Below are 14,694 nucleotides of genomic sequence, written 5' to 3'. Positions count from 1 at the left end.
CACTGGCGTTGGAGAAAGGCCGCAGATCATTTCCACGGCTTTGCAAAAAATCATCGCGGGCGCCAATGCGCCCGCAATCTGGTATCAAACGCGCCGACGCTTACGGGGACGGCAACCGTTGTGCGGGATCGTGGTCACGTCGCGGATCGAGGTGACGGTGAAGCCCGCGGCCTGCAGCGCCCGGAGCGCCGATTCGCGGCCCGAACCGGGACCGGCGACTTCGACTTCCAGCGTGCGCATGCCGTGCTCCTGCGCCTTCTTCGACACGTCCTCGGCGGCAACCTGTGCGGCATACGGGGTCGACTTGCGCGAGCCCTTGAAGCCCATCGTGCCGGCGGAGGACCAGGCAATCGTGTTGCCCTGCGCGTCGGTGATGGTGATGGTCGTGTTGTTGAACGACGAGTTCACGTGCGCGACGCCGGAGGCGATGTTCTTGCGCTCACGACGACGAACGCGGGTGGCTTCCTTGCCCATAGACTACCTTTCCTGAAGATCTCAACGCCGCCGTAATGCCAGCGGCTACACCTGTGGAACGAAAGGCGCGTGGCGAACGGGTCATCCCCGGGTCGCCACACGCCGTGATTGGATGCGAAAACTTACTTCTTCTTGCCGGCGATGGCCTTGGCCGGACCCTTGCGCGTACGCGCGTTGGTGTGGGTACGCTGGCCACGCACCGGCAGACCGCGACGATGGCGCAGGCCGCGATAGCAGCCGAGGTCCATCAGACGCTTGATGTTGATGCCGACCTCACGACGCAAATCGCCCTCGACCATATAGTCGCGGTCGATCACTTCGCGGATCTGGAGCACTTCGGCGTCGCTGAGCTGATTGACGCGACGATCCACCGGGATCTTCACCTTCTCCAGAATCTCACCGGCGATCTTCTGACCGATGCCATGGATGTACTGGAGCGCGATCAGCACGCGCTTGTTGGTCGGGATGTTCACGCCGGCAATACGGGCCACGGCCTTCTCTCCTGTCGCCAATCCCTCGTCAGGAATCGGGCTATAAGTGCTTGGTTTCTCGGGCAGGTGTTCACAAACGCGAACACGACGCCCACCCCTGGTCTTCCTGGGGCCCGGCATCGTTTGAAACTATCCGACTTGGATGCGGGCTTATTAGGGGATTCAGGGGGCTTTCGTCAACCGCTGCTAGCGCTTAGCTCGCCTTTTCGTGACCTTTTTTGCGGCCTTTTTGGCACCTTTCTTGACAGCCTTCCTGGCGGTCTTCTTGGCTGCCATCTTCTTTCCTGCCTTCTTGGCGGCTTTCTTGACGATTCTCTTGCCCGCCTTCGTAGCCTTCTTGGCCGCCTTCTCGGATTTGGCAGCCTTTTTGGCCGCTTTCGCAGACTTTTTGGCCGATTTCTTCGCCGCCTTGGCCTTTCTGGCCGGGGCCGCCTTTGTCGCACTCCGGGCGCGCGTCTTGCCATGTGCCTTGCCATGCGTCTTGGGCTCGACCGCCCCGAGCGCCAGGAGCTGGCGATGGATGGCGCGGGTGACCTCATCGATGGCCATCATGCCGTCGATGGTCGAGAGCTTGCGCCGCTCGGAATAGTAGTGAATCAGCGGTTCCGTCTGGCTGCGGTAGCTGGCGAGTCGCTTGGTCAGGACCTCCGGGGTGTCATCGAGCCGGACCTCTTCCCCGCGCTCGCGCATCTGGGCGACGCGAGTCTCGACGCGATTCAGGAGCGCGCTTTCGTTGACGCGGAGCTCGATCACGGCATCGAGCTTGAGGTGCTTGTGCTTGAGCAGCTCATCCAGCGCCTCGGCCTGCGGCACGGTCCGCGGGAAACCGTCAAGGATGAAACCGTTTTTGGCATCCGGCTGATCGATCCGATCGGAGATGATCCCCACCACGACATCGTCTGGCACGAGACCGCCGCTGGCCATGATCTCCTTAGCCTTGAGCCCGACCGGCGTTCCGGCCGCCACCGCTGCACGCAACATCTCGCCGGTCGAGAGCTGGACGATGCCATAGCGCTGCACCAGCAGCTGCGCCTGGGTGCCCTTGCCCGATCCCGGTGGCCCCAGAAGTATAATTCTCATCGGCGTACGCCCCCCGATTGGTGCGCGATACGTCGCGCGCCCGTGTTTTGAAGTCCAGTTACAGTGCAAATCATAATCAGCGCCGCACCGCTACCCATATCATAGGGGAGCAAATGGCCGGACGCCAAGAAGCCTTTGAGATCAATGCTTGCACGACAGGAAGAGCGACTCTGCCGAGGCGACCGAATGGCCGGCTCGCCGTCCGCGCGCATTGCACGCGCGGCGAATCGGCGGCGCAATCGCGCCGCCCGAGGGACGCCGCGCTTAACGGCGGCGGCCGCGCAGCTTCGACTTCCGGATCAGGCCTTCGTACTGATGCGCCAGGAGATAGCCCTGCACCTGCGCCACCGTGTCCATGGTGACGCTGACGACGATCAACAGCGAAGTGCCGCCAAAGTAGAACGGCACCGACGCGTAGGAGATCAGGATTTCCGGAATCAAGCAGACGATCGCCAGATACACCGCGCCGAGCACGGTGATCCGCGACAGCACGTAGTCGATATATTCCGCGGTACGCTCGCCCGGGCGGATACCCGGAATGAAGCCGCCGTGCTTCTTCAGATTGTCCGCGGTCTCGGTCGGATTGAACACGATCGCGGTGTAGAAGAAGGCGAAGAACACGATCAGCGCCAGATACATGATCAGGAACAGCGGACGGCCGTGGCCGAGCTGGGTGTTGATCCACTGGAACCATTCCGGCCCGCTGCCCGCGTTGAAGTTCGCAACCGTGGTCGGCAGCAGCAGCAGCGAGGACGCGAAGATCGGCGGGATCACGCCCGAGGTGTTGAGCTTGAGCGGCAGATGCGAGGACTGCCCCTCGAACATCTTGTTGCCGACCTGGCGCTTCGGATACTGGATCAAGAGCCGGCGCTGGGCGCGCTCCACGAACACGATGAAGGCGATCACGGCCACCGCCATGATGATGACCACCAGAATCAGGCCGGTCGACATCGCACCCTGACGGCCGAGCTCGAGCATGTTGGCGAGCGCCGCGGGCAGCTCGGCGACGATGCCGGAGAGAATGATCAGGGAAATGCCGTTGCCGATGCCGCGCGAGGTGATCTGCTCGCCCAGCCACATCAGGAACATGGTGCCGCCGGTCAGCGTGATCGCCGTCGACAGGCGGAAGAACATGCCGGGGTCGCTGACGACGTTGCCAGCGCCTTCGAGGCCCACCGCAATGCCGTAGGACTGGAACGCGGCCAGGATCACCGTGAGATAACGGGTGTACTGGTTCAGCAGCTTGCGGCCGGACTCGCCTTCCTTCTTCAGCGCCTCGAGCTGCGGCGAGACGGTGGTCAGGAGCTGGATGATGATGGACGCCGAGATGTACGGCATGATGTTCAGCGCAAAGATCGCCATGCGGTGAATGCCGCCGCCAGCGAACATATTGAACATGCCGAGGATGCCGCCCGCCTGGGAGCGGAACACCTGCTCCCAGATGTTGGGATCGATGCCGGGCAACGGGATGTAGGTCCCGAGCCGATAAACGAGCAGCGCGCCCAGGGTGAACCAGATGCGCTTCTTCAGTTCGTCGGCCTTGGCAAACGCACCGAAATTGAGATTGGCTGCCAGTTGTTCCGCTGCAGAGGCCATCTTGGACTTTCTCCCGCCGCTTATTGCGCCGTTATGCCCGCGGCCGGGCTACATTATACCGGACACCGGACATTATCTGGGGCTACGGCTTCGATAAGTCCATCGTCCCGCGTGCGTAAAGGCCCGCGAGCCGCGGGCCGATGACGCAGTTGTTACGCCGCCTCGCCTTCTTCCTTGGCAGGCGCGAGGATCTTCACCGAGCCGCCGGCCTTCTCGACTGCCGCGATCGCGGTCTTCGAGGCGCCGTGCACTTCGATGTTGAGCTTGGCCTTGAACTCGCCGCGGCCGAGCAGCCGCAGGCCACCCTTGGCGCGGCGCAGCACGCCGGCCTTGACCAGGGATTCGACGTTCACGACGCTGCCGGCGTCGATCTTCTTGGCATTGACCGCATCCTGGAGCCGGTCGAGATTGATCTCGGCGAACTCCACGCGGAAGATGTTGTTGAAGCCGCGCTTGGGCAGACGGCGATGCAAGGGCATCTGGCCGCCTTCGAAACCCTTGATACGCACGCCCGAACGCGCGGTCTGGCCCTTGCCACCGCGGCCGGCCTGCTTGCCCTTGCCCGAACCAATGCCGCGGCCGACGCGCATACGCTTCTTGCGCGAGCCGGCATTGTCGGCGATATCGCTGAGCTTCATCGCCCTGCTCCTTGTTTCTTGCGCATGACCTTCACCGAAAACGGGTCCCGCTTCGGGATCGTGCGCCTTTGCTTACTTCTCGTCGACAATGCGAACGAGATGGTGAACTTTCAAGATCATGCCGCGGACCGCCGGGGTGTCCGGCAGTTCGCTGATGCGGCCGATCTTGTTGAGCTTGAGCCCGATCAGCGTCGAACGCTGCGAGTGATGGCGGCGGATCGCGCTGCCGGTCTGCTCGAGCTTGATCGTCTTTGCGGTCGTAACGGCACTCTTGGCCATAGGCGTCTACTCCGAAAAGCTTCCGTTATTCGGCAACCGCCTCGGCGTCACCACCGATACGGCGGGACTGGAGGGTGGACACCTTGATGTTGCGGCGGGCAGCGACCGAGCGCGGCGAATCCTGATGCTTCAGCGCATCGAAGGTCGCGCGAACCATGTTGTACGGGTTCGACGAGCCGATCGACTTCGCAACCACGTCCTGGACGCCGAGCGTCTCGAACACGGCGCGCATCGGACCGCCGGCGATGATGCCGGTACCGGCCGGAGCTGCGCGCAGGTAAACACGGCCCGCGCCATGACGGCCGGCGATGTCGTGATGCAGCGTGCGGCCCTCGCGCAACGACACGCGGGTCAGGTTGCGCTTGGCGGATTCGGTTGCCTTGCGGATCGCCTCGGGCACTTCGCGCGCCTTGCCGTGACCGAAGCCGGCGCGGCCCTTCTGGTCGCCGATCACGACCAGCGCTGCGAAACCGAAGCGCTTGCCGCCCTTGACGACCTTGGCGACGCGATTGATGTGGACGAGCTTGTCAACGAACTCGCTGTCGCGCTCTTCCCTGCGTTCACGTCCGCCGCCGCGTTGATCGCGTCCACCACGTTGTTCGCGTTCTGCCATGGTTTTTCCAGTCCTTCAGAGGCTTACGCCTCAATCCTCAAATTCTGTTAGAAGCTCAGCCCGCTTTCACGCGCCGCGTCGGCAAGAGCCTTGACGCGCCCGTGATAGAGATAGCTGCCGCGATCGAACACGACTTCCTTGACACCCTTCTCGGCGGCGCGCTCGGCCAGCAGCTTGCCGACCGCCTTCGCCGCATCGATGTCGGCGCCGGTCTTGCCGCCATCGCGCATCGACTTCTCGAGCGACGAGGCAGAGGCCAGCGTCTCGCCCTTCAGGTCGTCGATGACCTGGGCGTAGATGTGCTTGGACGAGCGGAACACCGACAGGCGCGGACGGCCGCCACCCGAGCGGCGCAGCTTCAGTCGTACACTGCGCTTGCGCCGGGCATTCGTAACCTTGGCTTTCGACATGACCGGCTCCGTTACTTCTTCTTGCCTTCCTTGCGGAAGATGAATTCGCCAACATACTTCACGCCCTTGCCCTTGTAGGGCTCCGGCGGACGATAGGAGCGAATCTCGGCGGCGACCTGGCCGACGCGCTGAATGTCGCTGCCGGTCACCGTGATCTCGGTCGGCTTCGGCACGGTGATCGTGATCCCCTCCGGGATCGCGTAGACCACATCGTGGCTGTAGCCGAGCGCGAGCTGCAGGTTCTTGCCCTGCAGCGCGGCGCGGTAACCGACGCCGGTGATTTCGAGCTTCTTCTCGAAACCCTTGGTGACACCCTCGACCAGATTCGCGACCTGGGCGCGAGCGGTCCCGTACAGGGCCCGCGCGCGGTTGGTCTCGACCCGCGGGTTCACCTTGACCTGGCCGTTGTCGAGCTTCACCTCGACGTCGTTATGGACGACGAACTGAAGCTGGCCCTTCGGCCCCTTCATCTTGACAGTCTGCCCGTCGACGGTCGCGGTCACACCCGACGGCACCGCTACCGGTCTTTTGCCAACACGTGACATGGATCAAAAATCCTTCTCAGAACACCGTGAAGAGAACTTCGCCGCCCACGTTCGCTTCACGCGCACTGTGGTCAGCCATGATTCCCTTCGGCGTCGACAACACCGAAATGCCGAGTCCGTTATTGACCCGCGGCAGGTTCTTCACCGAGGCGTACACGCGACGTCCGGGCTTGGAGACACGCTCGATCTCACGGATAACGGGCTCGCCGTCGAAATACTTCAGCTCGATCTCGATCTCGCTGCGGCCCGAGGAATGCTCGAGCGTCGCGTAACCGCGGATGTAGCCTTCGCTCTTCAGCACCTCGAGCACGTTCTCGCGCATCTTCGAGCCAGGCGTGGAGACCTTGTTCTTGGAACGCATCTGCGCGTTACGGATGCGGGTGATCAGATCGCTGATTGGATCGTGCGTAGACATCTAAACGACCCTCCTTACCAGCTGGACTTCACGAGGCCCGGGACCATGCCCTTGGAGCCAAGGTCCCGCATTGCGATGCGGGACAGTTTGGTCAAGCGATAGTTCGAGCGCGAACGGCCCGACAGCTCGCAACGCAGACGGATGCGGGTCGCCGACGAGTTGCGCGGCATTTCCGCCAGCTTCAGGGTCGCAGCGAACCGCTCCTCCATCGGCAACGTCTTGTCGGCGATGATCGCCTTCAACCGCTCGCGCTTCGGGGCGGCGTTCTTCGTCATCCGCTTGCGCCGGTTGTTCTTCTCGATTGAACTCTTCTTTGCCATGCTTGGCTCCTGGGTATCCGCGTTTGAGAGGCTTTAGGTCAGCGTCTCACTGCCGGAACGGGAAATTGAATGCGGTCAACAAGGCCCTCGCCTCGTCGTCGGTCTTGGCCGTGGTGCAGACGGTGATGTCCATACCGCGGGATTCCGTGACCTTGTCGAAGTCGATCTCGGGGAAAATGATGTGTTCCTTGAGGCCGAGCGAGTAGTTGCCGCGGCCATCGAAGCTCTTCGGGTTCAAGCCGCGGAAGTCGCGGACGCGGGGCAGCGCGACCGTCACCAGACGATCGATGAACTCGTACATACGGGCCTTGCGCAGCGTGACCTTGCAGCCGATCGGCTGGTTCTCACGCAACTTGAAGGTCGCGATCGCGATCCGCGAATAGGTCACGATCGCCTTCTGGCCGGCGATCTGGGTCAATTCCGCAGCGGCGTTCTCGGCCTTCTTGCGGTCGTTGACGGAATCGCCAACGCCCATGTTCAGCACGACCTTGTCCAGGCGCGGAACCTGCATGACGTTCTCATAACCGAACTTCTCGGTCATTTCCGTCCGGATCTTCGCGTCGTATTCCGCGCGCAGGCGCGGTGTGTAAGCGGCCTCAGCCATCGATCTCAGCTCCCGAGCTCTTGGCGATGCGGACCTTCTTGCCGTCCGCCAGAATCTTGAATCCGACGCGGGTCGGCTTCCCGTCCTTGCCGACATACGCGATGTTGGACAGTTGGATCGGCGACTCTTTCGAGATGATGCCGCCCTCCTGGGCCTGCGTCTGCTTCTGGTGGCGCTTGACCATGTTGATGCCGCGCACCAGCGCCGTACCGGCGTCGGGACGCACTTCGAACACCTCGCCGGTGCGGCCCTTGTCGCGGCCGGTCAGCACGACGACCTTGTCGCCCTTGCGGATCTTCGCAGCCATCACAGCACCTCCGGCGCGAGCGAGATGATCTTCATGTGGTTCTTGGCGCGCAGCTCGCGCGGCACGGGCCCGAAGATACGGGTACCGACCGGCTCGGACTGATTGTTGATCAGAACGGCGGCGTTGCGGTCGAAGCGGATGACCGAACCGTCGGCGCGGCGAATGTCCTTGCGGACGCGCACCACGACGGCCTTCATCACGTCGCCCTTCTTCACCTTGCCCCGCGGAATAGCTTCCTTGATCGAGACAACGATGATGTCGCCGATCGTGGCGTAGCGGCGCTTGGAGCCCCCGAGCACCTTGATACACATGACACGGCGTGCGCCAGAATTATCGGCCACGTCGAGGTTGGTCTGCATCTGAATCATTGATGCACCTCGTCCTCTTCTCTTTGCGCCAGCCCAGCCGGCGCTCAACATTAACCTGAAGTCAGTCGGCTAAAGCCAACAGATCAGGCGCTTTTCTTGTGTTCGCCCCGGATCACGACCCAGCGCTTCAACTTCGAAATCGGCTTCGATTCCTCGATCCACACCATGTCGCCCGGCTTGAACTCGTTGCTCTCGTCGTGCGCGTGGTAGTTCTTCGAACGGCGGATCGTCTTCTTGTAGATCGGGTGCGTAAAGCGGCGATCGACGCGCACCACGATGGTCTTGGCTTGCTTGTCGCTGACGACCACGCCCTGCAAAGTACGTTTCGGCATCTTCGTAAGCCTCTTACTTCTTCTTCGCGCGCGTCTGCGCGGCGACGGTCTTGATCCGGGCGATGTCACGGCGGGCTTCGCGCAGGCGCGAGGTGTTCTCGAGCTGCCCGGTGGCGCGCTGGAAGCGCAGGTTGAAGCGCTCCTTCTTCAGGTTCAGGATGGCGTCGTCCTGCTGATCGGGGCTCAACGCGCGGATGTCTTCGATTTTCATCTGGGCCATGGCCATTACTCCGCAATGCGCTCGACGAAGCGCGTCTTGATCGGCAGCTTGGCTGCCGCCAGGGTCAGCGCTTCACGCGCCGTCTGGGTGTTGACGCCGTCGATCTCGAACAGCACCCGGCCCGGCTTGACGCGCGCGACCCACAATTCCGGCGCGCCCTTGCCGGAACCCATGCGGACTTCGGCAGGCTTCTTCGACACGGGAACGTCGGGGAATATGCGGATCCAGACGCGGCCGGCGCGCTTCATGTGGCGGGTCAGCGCGCGGCGAGCGGCTTCGATCTGGCGCGCGGTGACGCGCTCAGGCTCGGTCGCCTTCAGACCGAACTGGCCGAACGCCAACGTCGCGCCCGAAGACGCAACGCCGTGGATACGGCCCTTATGCGCCTTCCGGAACTTCGTTTTCTTAGGTTGCATCATGGCTTCAAGCCCTCAAATTCTCTGTGCTGGCGTCAGGCTGCAGCGTTGTCCCGGCGCTGCCGGCCGCCGCGATCGCCGCCGCCACCAGTCTCACCTTCGGCCATTCTCTTGTCCTGGGCCATCGGATCGTGCTCGAGGATCTCGCCCTTGAAGATCCAGACCTTGACACCGCAGGTGCCGAAGGTCGTGAACGCGGTCGCAACCCCGTAGTCGATGTCTGCGCGCAGCGTGTGCAGCGGCACGCGACCTTCGCGGTACCACTCCATGCGCGCGATTTCCGCGCCGCCCAGACGTCCCGAGCAGTTGATGCGGATGCCTTCCGCACCGAGACGCATCGCTGACTGCACGGCGCGCTTCATGGCGCGGCGGAACGCCACGCGGCGCTCCAGCTGCTGCGCGATCGACTCGGCCACCAGCGTCGCATCGAGCTCCGGCTTGCGGATTTCGACGATGTTGATGACCACGTCGGACGCCGTGATGTCCGCGACCTTCTTGCGCAGCTTGTCGATGTCGGCGCCCTTCTTGCCGATCACCACGCCCGGACGAGCCGAGTGGATGGTGACGCGGCACTTCTTGTGCGGACGCTCGATCACGATGCGGGCAACGGCTGCCTGCTTGAGCTCCTTGTGCAGGATCTCACGAATCTTGACGTCCTCGTGCAGCAGCTTGCCGTATTCCTGCTTGCCGGCGTACCAACGGGAATCCCAGGTCCGGTTGATGCCGAGACGCAGACCGATCGGATTGATCTTTTGACCCATCGTGTTCTCCTGCGTCCCTTAAGCCGCTGCTGCGGCTTCGACCTGACGAACGATGATCGTCAGCTGTGAAAATGGTTTGTAGACACGGCCCGAACGGCCACGGCCGCGGGCGGCAAAGCGCTTCATCACGAGGCCGTTGCCGACGAAGGCCTGCGCCACGACGAGATCGTCGACGTCGAGGTCGTGGTTGTTCTCGGCGTTGGCAATAGCCGATTCCAGGCACTTCTTCACGTCAACCGCGATCCGCTTGCGCGAAAACTGCAGGTCGGCGAGCGCAGCAGCCGCCTTCCGGCCGCGAATGAGCTGGGCGACCAGGTTGAGCTTCTGCGGGCTCACCCGCAGCATCCGGGCGACCGCCTTGGCCTCGTTCTCGGCGAGGCTCCGTTCGCGCTTAGGTTTGCTCATCGTTTAATCCTCAAGCCTTCTTGGCTTTCTTGTCCCCGGAGTGGCCATGGAAGGTGCGGGTCGGCGAGAACTCGCCGAACTTGTGACCGACCATTTCCTCGTTGACGGCCACCGGCACGTGCTTCTGACCGTTGTAGACGCCGAAGGTCAGGCCGACGAATTGCGGCAGGATCGTCGAGCGACGGCTCCAGATCTTGATGACGTCGTGACGGCCGGACGAGCGCGCGGCATCTGCCTTCTTGAGCAGAGAACCCTCGACGAACGGGCCTTTCCAGACTGAACGAACCATGTCCGGCGTTCCTTACTTCTTCCGCTTGTGGCGGCTTAGGAGAATGAATTTGTTGGTCGACTTGTTGGAGCGGGTCTTCTTGCCCTTGGTCGGCTTGCCCCACGGAGTAACCGGGTGGCGGCCGCCCGAGGTACGACCTTCACCACCGCCGTGCGGATGGTCGATCGGGTTCATCGAAACGCCGCGGTTGTGCGGCTTGCGGCCCAGCCAACGGTTGCGGCCGGCCTTGCCGATCGACGTGTTCATGTGATCCGGGTTCGATACCGCGCCGATCGTGCCGCGGCAACGGCCGTGCACCAGGCGCTGTTCGCCCGAGTTCAGGCGGATGATCACGTAGTCCTGGTCGCGACCGACGAGCTGGGCGTAGGTGCCCGCGGAACGGGCGAGCTGGCCGCCCTTCCCGATCTTGACCTCGATGTTGTGGATGATCGTGCCGACCGGCATGTTGCCGAGCGGCATGACATTGCCCGGCTTCACGTCGACATAGTTGCCGGCGACGACGGAATCACCGACCGCCAAACGCTGCGGCGCCAGGATATAGGCCTGGGTGCCGTCTTCGTACTTGACCAACGCGATGAATGCGGTGCGGTTCGGATCGTACTCCAGCCGCTCGACCGTCGCGGGCGCATCGACCTTGTCGCGCTTGAAATCGACGGTACGCAACGTTCGCTTATGACCACCGCCGCGGAAGCGCACGGTGATGCGACCGGTGTTGTTACGGCCGCCGGAGGAGTGCTTGCCTTCGGTGAGCGCCTTGACCGGCTTGCCCTTGTAGAGGGCCGAACGATCGACCATGACCAGCTGGCGCTGGCCCGGCGTCGTGGGATTGAATGTCTTCAGTGCCATCGTCGTACGACCTTACAGACCGGTGGTCACGTCGATCCGGTGACCCTCTTCGAGAGTCACGATCGCGCGCTTGGAGTTCGACTGCGAGCCGAGATTGCCGCGGAAGATCTTGGTCTTGCCCTTGCGGACCAGCGTGTTGACACTCTTGACCTTGACGTCGAACAGCTTCTCGATCGCTTCCTTGATCTGCGGCTTGGTCGCCTTCGCGGCCACCTTGAACAGCACCTTGTTGTGCTCCGAGGCGATCGTGGCCTTTTCGGTCACGACCGGCGACAGGATCACGTCGTAGTGGCGAGGCTCGATGTTCTTCGTCATTTGAAGCGCGCCTCCAGCGCATCGATGGCGGCCTTGGTCAGAACAAGCTTCCGACGGCGCAGGATGTCATAGACGTTGATGCCCTGGATCGGCAGCACGTCCATGTTCGGGATGTTGCGGGCCGCAGCGGCGAAACCGTTGTTGAGCTCGGCGCCGTCGATGATCAGCGCGTTGGTCAAACCCAGACCGGAGAAATGACCGAGCAGCGCCTTGGTCTTGGCAGCTTCCAGCGCGGCCTTGTCGATCACGATGAGATCGCCGTCCTTGGCCTTGGCCGAGAGCGCATGCTTGAGGGCGAGCGCACGGACCTTCTTCGGCAGGTCGGTGGCGTGCGAACGCACCACCGGACCGAAGGCACGGCCACCTCCGCGGAACTGCGGCACCCGGGCCGAGCCGTGACGAGCACCACCGGTACCCTTCTGCTTGTACATCTTCTTGCCGGTGCGCCAGATCTCGGCGCGGCCCTTGGCCTTGTGCGTACCGGCCTGGCGCTTGTTGAGCTGCCACTGCACGCAACGTGCAATGATGTCCTGGCGCGGCTCGAGGCCGAAAATGGTATCGGAAAGCTGGACCGAGCCGGCTTCCTTACCTTCGAGGGTCGTGACCTTCAATTCCATCTCACGCCTCCTGCGCAGCCGGAGCAGCGTCCGCTTCGCCAGCAACCTTGAACTTGCCGGGCTTCGGAGCTTCCTTAGGCAGCGGCTTCTTGACGGCGTCGCGCACGCGGATCCAGCCGCCCTTGGAACCGGGAACGGCGCCTTCGACGAGGATCAGACCGCGCTCGACATCGAGCTGAACGACCCGAAGGTTGAGCGTGGTGATGCGGTCAACGCCCATGTGACCGGGCATCTTCTTGTTCTTCCAGGTCTTGCCCGGGTCCTGACGGCCACCGGTCGAACCGATCGAACGGTGAGAGACCGACACGCCGTGGGTGGCGCGCAGACCGCCGAAGTTCCAGCGCTTCATACCGCCGGCAAAACCCTTGCCGACCGAAGTACCGGTGACGTCGACGAACTGACCGACGACAAAGTGGTCGGCCAGGATCTCGGCACCGACGGGGATCATCTGATCCGCGGAGACGCGGAATTCCTCGACCTGCCGCTTCGGCTCGACCTTCGCGACCGCGAACTGGCCGCGCTCCGCCTTGGGCATGTACACGGTCTTGCGGCTGCCAGAACCAAGCTGGAGCGCGACATAACCGTTTTTCTCTTCGGTGCGGTGGCCTACGACCTGGCAATTGCCGAGCTTCAGCACGGTCACGGGGATATGTTCGCCGGCCTCTGTAAAGACCCGCGTCATCCCGACCTTTTGTGCGATCACTCCGGAGCGCATCGGCGTGCTTCCTGTTCTTTCTGTCCGCTAGTGGCGAACGTGATCCAAAAATCTTAGAGCTTGATCTCGACGTCGACACCGGCGGCCAAGTCGAGCTTCATCAAAGCATCGACGGTCTGCGGGGTCGGATCGACGATGTCGAGCAGGCGCTTGTGAGTGCGCATCTCGAACTGCTCGCGGCTCTTCTTGTCGACGTGCGGCGAACGGTTGACGGTGAACTTCTCGATGCGGGTGGGCAGCGGAATGGGTCCGCGGACCTGCGCGCCGGTGCGCTTCGCCGTGTTCACGATCTCGCGGGTCGACGTATCGAGGATACGATGGTCGAACGCCTTGAGACGGATGCGAATGTTTTGGCCGTTCATTGCCGTGGTCTTTCTTCAATGGGGTGGCGAATAGCGAATAGCGAATGTCACATTCGCTATTCGCCGATCCCTATTCTCGTAATTACTCGATGATCGAGGCGACGACGCCGGCGCCGACGGTGCGGCCACCTTCGCGGATCGCGAAGCGGAGCTTCTCTTCCATCGCGATCGGCACGATCAGGTGCACTTCCATCGCGATGTTGTCGCCCGGCATCACCATCTCGGTGCCTTCCGGCAGATGCACGACACCGGTCACGTCGGTGGTGCGGAAGTAGAACTGCGGACGGTAGTTGGTGAAGAAGGGAGTGTGGCGGCCGCCCTCTTCCTTGGTGAGGATGTAGGCCTCAGCCTTGAACTTGGTGTGCGGCTTGACCGAACCCGGCTTGCACAGCACCTGGCCGCGCTCGACGTCCTCGCGCTTGGTACCGCGAAGCAGCGCACCGATGTTGTCGCCGGCCTGGCCTTGATCCAGCAGCTTGCGGAACATTTCGACACCGGTGACCGTGGTCTTCTGCGTGGCGCGCAGACCGACGATCTCGATTTCCTCGCCGACCTTGACGATACCGCGCTCGACACGGCCGGTCACGACGGTGCCGCGGCCCGAGATCGAGAACACGTCTTCAACCGGCATCAGGAACGGCAGATCGACCGGACGCTCCGGCTGCGGAATGTAAGCGTCGACCTGCTTCATCAGCTCGAGGATGGCGTCATGGCCGAGCGTCTTATCGGAATCTTCGAGGGCGGCAAGCGCCGAGCCCTTGATGATCGGGATGGTGTCGCCCGGGAATTCGTACTTCGAGAGCAGCTCGCGGACCTCGAGCTCGACGAGCTCGAGCAGTTCCGGATCGTCGACCATGTCGCACTTGTTGAGGAACACGACGAGCGCGGGAACGCCGACCTGGCGGGCGAGCAGGATGTGCTCGCGGGTCTGCGGCATCGGACCGTCGGCGGCCGACACGACCAGGATCGCACCGTCCATCTGGGCGGCGCCGGTGATCATGTTCTTCACGTAGTCGGCGTGGCCGGGGCAGTCGACGTGCGCGTAGTGGCGGTTCTTGGTCTCGTATTCGACGTGCGCCGTCGAGATCGTGATGCCGCGCGCCTTCTCTTCCGGCGCCTTGTCGATCTGGTCGTACGCGGTGAACGTCGCGCCGCCGGCTTCGGCGAGGACCTTGGTGATCGCCGCGGTCAGCGACGTCTTGCCATGGTCGACGTGACCGATGGTGCCGATGTTGCAGTGCGGCTTGTTACGTTCAAACTTTGCTTTGGCCATTTG

The 14,694-nt window shown here is 62.8% G+C and carries 26 protein-coding genes; all 26 read right to left on the bottom strand.

Annotation, left to right across the window (positions count from 1 at the left end):
* Positions 1 to 84 precede the first annotated feature (84 nt).
* Entirely contained in the window at positions 85 to 474 is a 390-nt protein-coding gene (rpsK, locus tag IVB13_RS33065) for a 30S ribosomal protein S11 (RefSeq protein ID WP_007603045.1), read from the bottom strand.
* A gap of 122 nt (positions 475 to 596) precedes the next feature.
* A complete protein-coding gene (gene rpsM / locus IVB13_RS33060) occupies positions 597 to 965 on the bottom strand; it encodes a 30S ribosomal protein S13 (RefSeq protein WP_018456460.1) in 369 nt (122 codons plus the stop codon).
* 186 nt (positions 966 to 1,151) lie between these two features.
* On the bottom strand, positions 1,152 to 2,045 hold the full coding sequence (locus IVB13_RS33055) for an adenylate kinase (protein WP_204511513.1): 894 nt from the start codon (positions 2,043 to 2,045) through the stop codon (positions 1,152 to 1,154).
* 264 nt (positions 2,046 to 2,309) lie between these two features.
* Entirely contained in the window at positions 2,310 to 3,641 is a 1,332-nt protein-coding gene (gene secY / locus IVB13_RS33050) for a preprotein translocase subunit SecY (RefSeq protein ID WP_007611601.1), read from the bottom strand.
* A 152-nt stretch (positions 3,642 to 3,793) separates the two neighbouring features.
* Positions 3,794 to 4,279: a 50S ribosomal protein L15 gene (gene rplO / locus IVB13_RS33045; RefSeq protein WP_085351284.1), complete on the bottom strand. Its 486-nt coding sequence runs from the start codon at positions 4,277 to 4,279 to the stop codon at positions 3,794 to 3,796.
* Positions 4,280 to 4,351: 72 nt separating this feature from the next.
* The gene (gene rpmD, locus IVB13_RS33040) at positions 4,352 to 4,558 is read right to left on the bottom strand and encodes a 50S ribosomal protein L30 (protein ID WP_018456457.1); all 207 of its coding nucleotides are present in this window, start codon (positions 4,556 to 4,558) and stop codon (positions 4,352 to 4,354) included.
* A 25-nt stretch (positions 4,559 to 4,583) separates the two neighbouring features.
* Positions 4,584 to 5,171 carry a 30S ribosomal protein S5 gene (gene rpsE, locus IVB13_RS33035; RefSeq protein WP_007603037.1) on the bottom strand — a complete coding sequence of 196 codons (588 nt, stop codon included), beginning with the start codon at positions 5,169 to 5,171 and terminating at the stop codon, positions 4,584 to 4,586.
* A 47-nt stretch (positions 5,172 to 5,218) separates the two neighbouring features.
* A complete protein-coding gene (rplR, locus tag IVB13_RS33030) occupies positions 5,219 to 5,581 on the bottom strand; it encodes a 50S ribosomal protein L18 (RefSeq protein ID WP_007603036.1) in 363 nt (120 codons plus the stop codon).
* Between the two features lie 11 nt (positions 5,582 to 5,592).
* A complete protein-coding gene (gene rplF / locus IVB13_RS33025; RefSeq protein ID WP_007603035.1) occupies positions 5,593 to 6,126 on the bottom strand; it encodes a 50S ribosomal protein L6 in 534 nt (177 codons plus the stop codon).
* A gap of 16 nt (positions 6,127 to 6,142) precedes the next feature.
* Positions 6,143 to 6,541, bottom strand: coding sequence for a 30S ribosomal protein S8 (gene rpsH, locus IVB13_RS33020; protein WP_007603034.1), 399 nt, complete (start codon positions 6,539 to 6,541; stop codon positions 6,143 to 6,145).
* Positions 6,542 to 6,555: 14 nt separating this feature from the next.
* The gene (gene rpsN / locus IVB13_RS33015) at positions 6,556 to 6,861 is read right to left on the bottom strand and encodes a 30S ribosomal protein S14 (RefSeq protein WP_007611604.1); all 306 of its coding nucleotides are present in this window, start codon (positions 6,859 to 6,861) and stop codon (positions 6,556 to 6,558) included.
* A gap of 46 nt (positions 6,862 to 6,907) precedes the next feature.
* Positions 6,908 to 7,465: a 50S ribosomal protein L5 gene (gene rplE, locus IVB13_RS33010; protein ID WP_007603032.1), complete on the bottom strand. Its 558-nt coding sequence runs from the start codon at positions 7,463 to 7,465 to the stop codon at positions 6,908 to 6,910.
* Complete coding sequence (rplX, locus tag IVB13_RS33005) at positions 7,458 to 7,772, bottom strand: 50S ribosomal protein L24 (protein ID WP_007603031.1); 315 nt, start codon at positions 7,770 to 7,772, stop codon at positions 7,458 to 7,460. The genes rplE and rplX overlap by 8 nt, the downstream gene beginning before the upstream one ends.
* The gene (gene rplN, locus IVB13_RS33000) at positions 7,772 to 8,140 is read right to left on the bottom strand and encodes a 50S ribosomal protein L14 (RefSeq protein ID WP_007603030.1); all 369 of its coding nucleotides are present in this window, start codon (positions 8,138 to 8,140) and stop codon (positions 7,772 to 7,774) included. Before rplN ends, rplX begins: the two co-directional genes overlap by 1 nt.
* A gap of 83 nt (positions 8,141 to 8,223) precedes the next feature.
* Positions 8,224 to 8,472 carry a 30S ribosomal protein S17 gene (gene rpsQ, locus IVB13_RS32995; RefSeq protein WP_007603028.1) on the bottom strand — a complete coding sequence of 83 codons (249 nt, stop codon included), beginning with the start codon at positions 8,470 to 8,472 and terminating at the stop codon, positions 8,224 to 8,226.
* 13 nt (positions 8,473 to 8,485) lie between these two features.
* A complete protein-coding gene (gene rpmC / locus IVB13_RS32990) occupies positions 8,486 to 8,692 on the bottom strand; it encodes a 50S ribosomal protein L29 (RefSeq protein ID WP_007603026.1) in 207 nt (68 codons plus the stop codon).
* Between the two features lie 5 nt (positions 8,693 to 8,697).
* On the bottom strand, positions 8,698 to 9,111 hold the full coding sequence (gene rplP / locus IVB13_RS32985; RefSeq protein ID WP_007603024.1) for a 50S ribosomal protein L16: 414 nt from the start codon (positions 9,109 to 9,111) through the stop codon (positions 8,698 to 8,700).
* 32 nt (positions 9,112 to 9,143) lie between these two features.
* Positions 9,144 to 9,869, bottom strand: a complete 726-nt coding sequence (gene rpsC / locus IVB13_RS32980; protein ID WP_007603023.1) for a 30S ribosomal protein S3 — start codon at positions 9,867 to 9,869, stop codon at positions 9,144 to 9,146.
* An 18-nt stretch (positions 9,870 to 9,887) separates the two neighbouring features.
* A complete protein-coding gene (rplV, locus tag IVB13_RS32975; RefSeq protein ID WP_007603022.1) occupies positions 9,888 to 10,274 on the bottom strand; it encodes a 50S ribosomal protein L22 in 387 nt (128 codons plus the stop codon).
* A 10-nt stretch (positions 10,275 to 10,284) separates the two neighbouring features.
* Positions 10,285 to 10,563 carry a 30S ribosomal protein S19 gene (rpsS, locus tag IVB13_RS32970; RefSeq protein WP_007603021.1) on the bottom strand — a complete coding sequence of 93 codons (279 nt, stop codon included), beginning with the start codon at positions 10,561 to 10,563 and terminating at the stop codon, positions 10,285 to 10,287.
* A 12-nt stretch (positions 10,564 to 10,575) separates the two neighbouring features.
* Positions 10,576 to 11,409 carry a 50S ribosomal protein L2 gene (gene rplB / locus IVB13_RS32965; protein ID WP_007611609.1) on the bottom strand — a complete coding sequence of 278 codons (834 nt, stop codon included), beginning with the start codon at positions 11,407 to 11,409 and terminating at the stop codon, positions 10,576 to 10,578.
* A gap of 12 nt (positions 11,410 to 11,421) precedes the next feature.
* Positions 11,422 to 11,724 (bottom strand): 50S ribosomal protein L23, encoded by a 303-nt coding sequence (locus IVB13_RS32960; RefSeq protein ID WP_007603019.1) that lies wholly within the window; start codon positions 11,722 to 11,724, stop codon positions 11,422 to 11,424.
* Positions 11,721 to 12,341 carry a 50S ribosomal protein L4 gene (rplD, locus tag IVB13_RS32955; RefSeq protein ID WP_007603018.1) on the bottom strand — a complete coding sequence of 207 codons (621 nt, stop codon included), beginning with the start codon at positions 12,339 to 12,341 and terminating at the stop codon, positions 11,721 to 11,723. The genes IVB13_RS32960 and rplD overlap by 4 nt, the downstream gene beginning before the upstream one ends.
* A gap of 1 nt (position 12,342) precedes the next feature.
* Positions 12,343 to 13,056: a 50S ribosomal protein L3 gene (rplC, locus tag IVB13_RS32950; RefSeq protein ID WP_007603016.1), complete on the bottom strand. Its 714-nt coding sequence runs from the start codon at positions 13,054 to 13,056 to the stop codon at positions 12,343 to 12,345.
* Positions 13,057 to 13,109: 53 nt separating this feature from the next.
* The gene (gene rpsJ, locus IVB13_RS32945; RefSeq protein WP_002712302.1) at positions 13,110 to 13,418 is read right to left on the bottom strand and encodes a 30S ribosomal protein S10; all 309 of its coding nucleotides are present in this window, start codon (positions 13,416 to 13,418) and stop codon (positions 13,110 to 13,112) included.
* Positions 13,419 to 13,500: 82 nt separating this feature from the next.
* On the bottom strand, positions 13,501 to 14,691 hold the full coding sequence (gene tuf, locus IVB13_RS32940; protein ID WP_018456453.1) for an elongation factor Tu: 1,191 nt from the start codon (positions 14,689 to 14,691) through the stop codon (positions 13,501 to 13,503).
* Positions 14,692 to 14,694 lie beyond the last annotated feature (3 nt).

The sequence above is a fragment of the Bradyrhizobium sp. 17 genome (genome assembly GCF_023073515.1).
GTDB classification, from domain to species: Bacteria; Pseudomonadota; Alphaproteobacteria; order Rhizobiales; family Xanthobacteraceae; genus Bradyrhizobium; species Bradyrhizobium canariense_D.
Note: the sequence above shows the minus strand (reverse complement) of the source record. Positions and strands in the feature narration are given on the sequence as shown.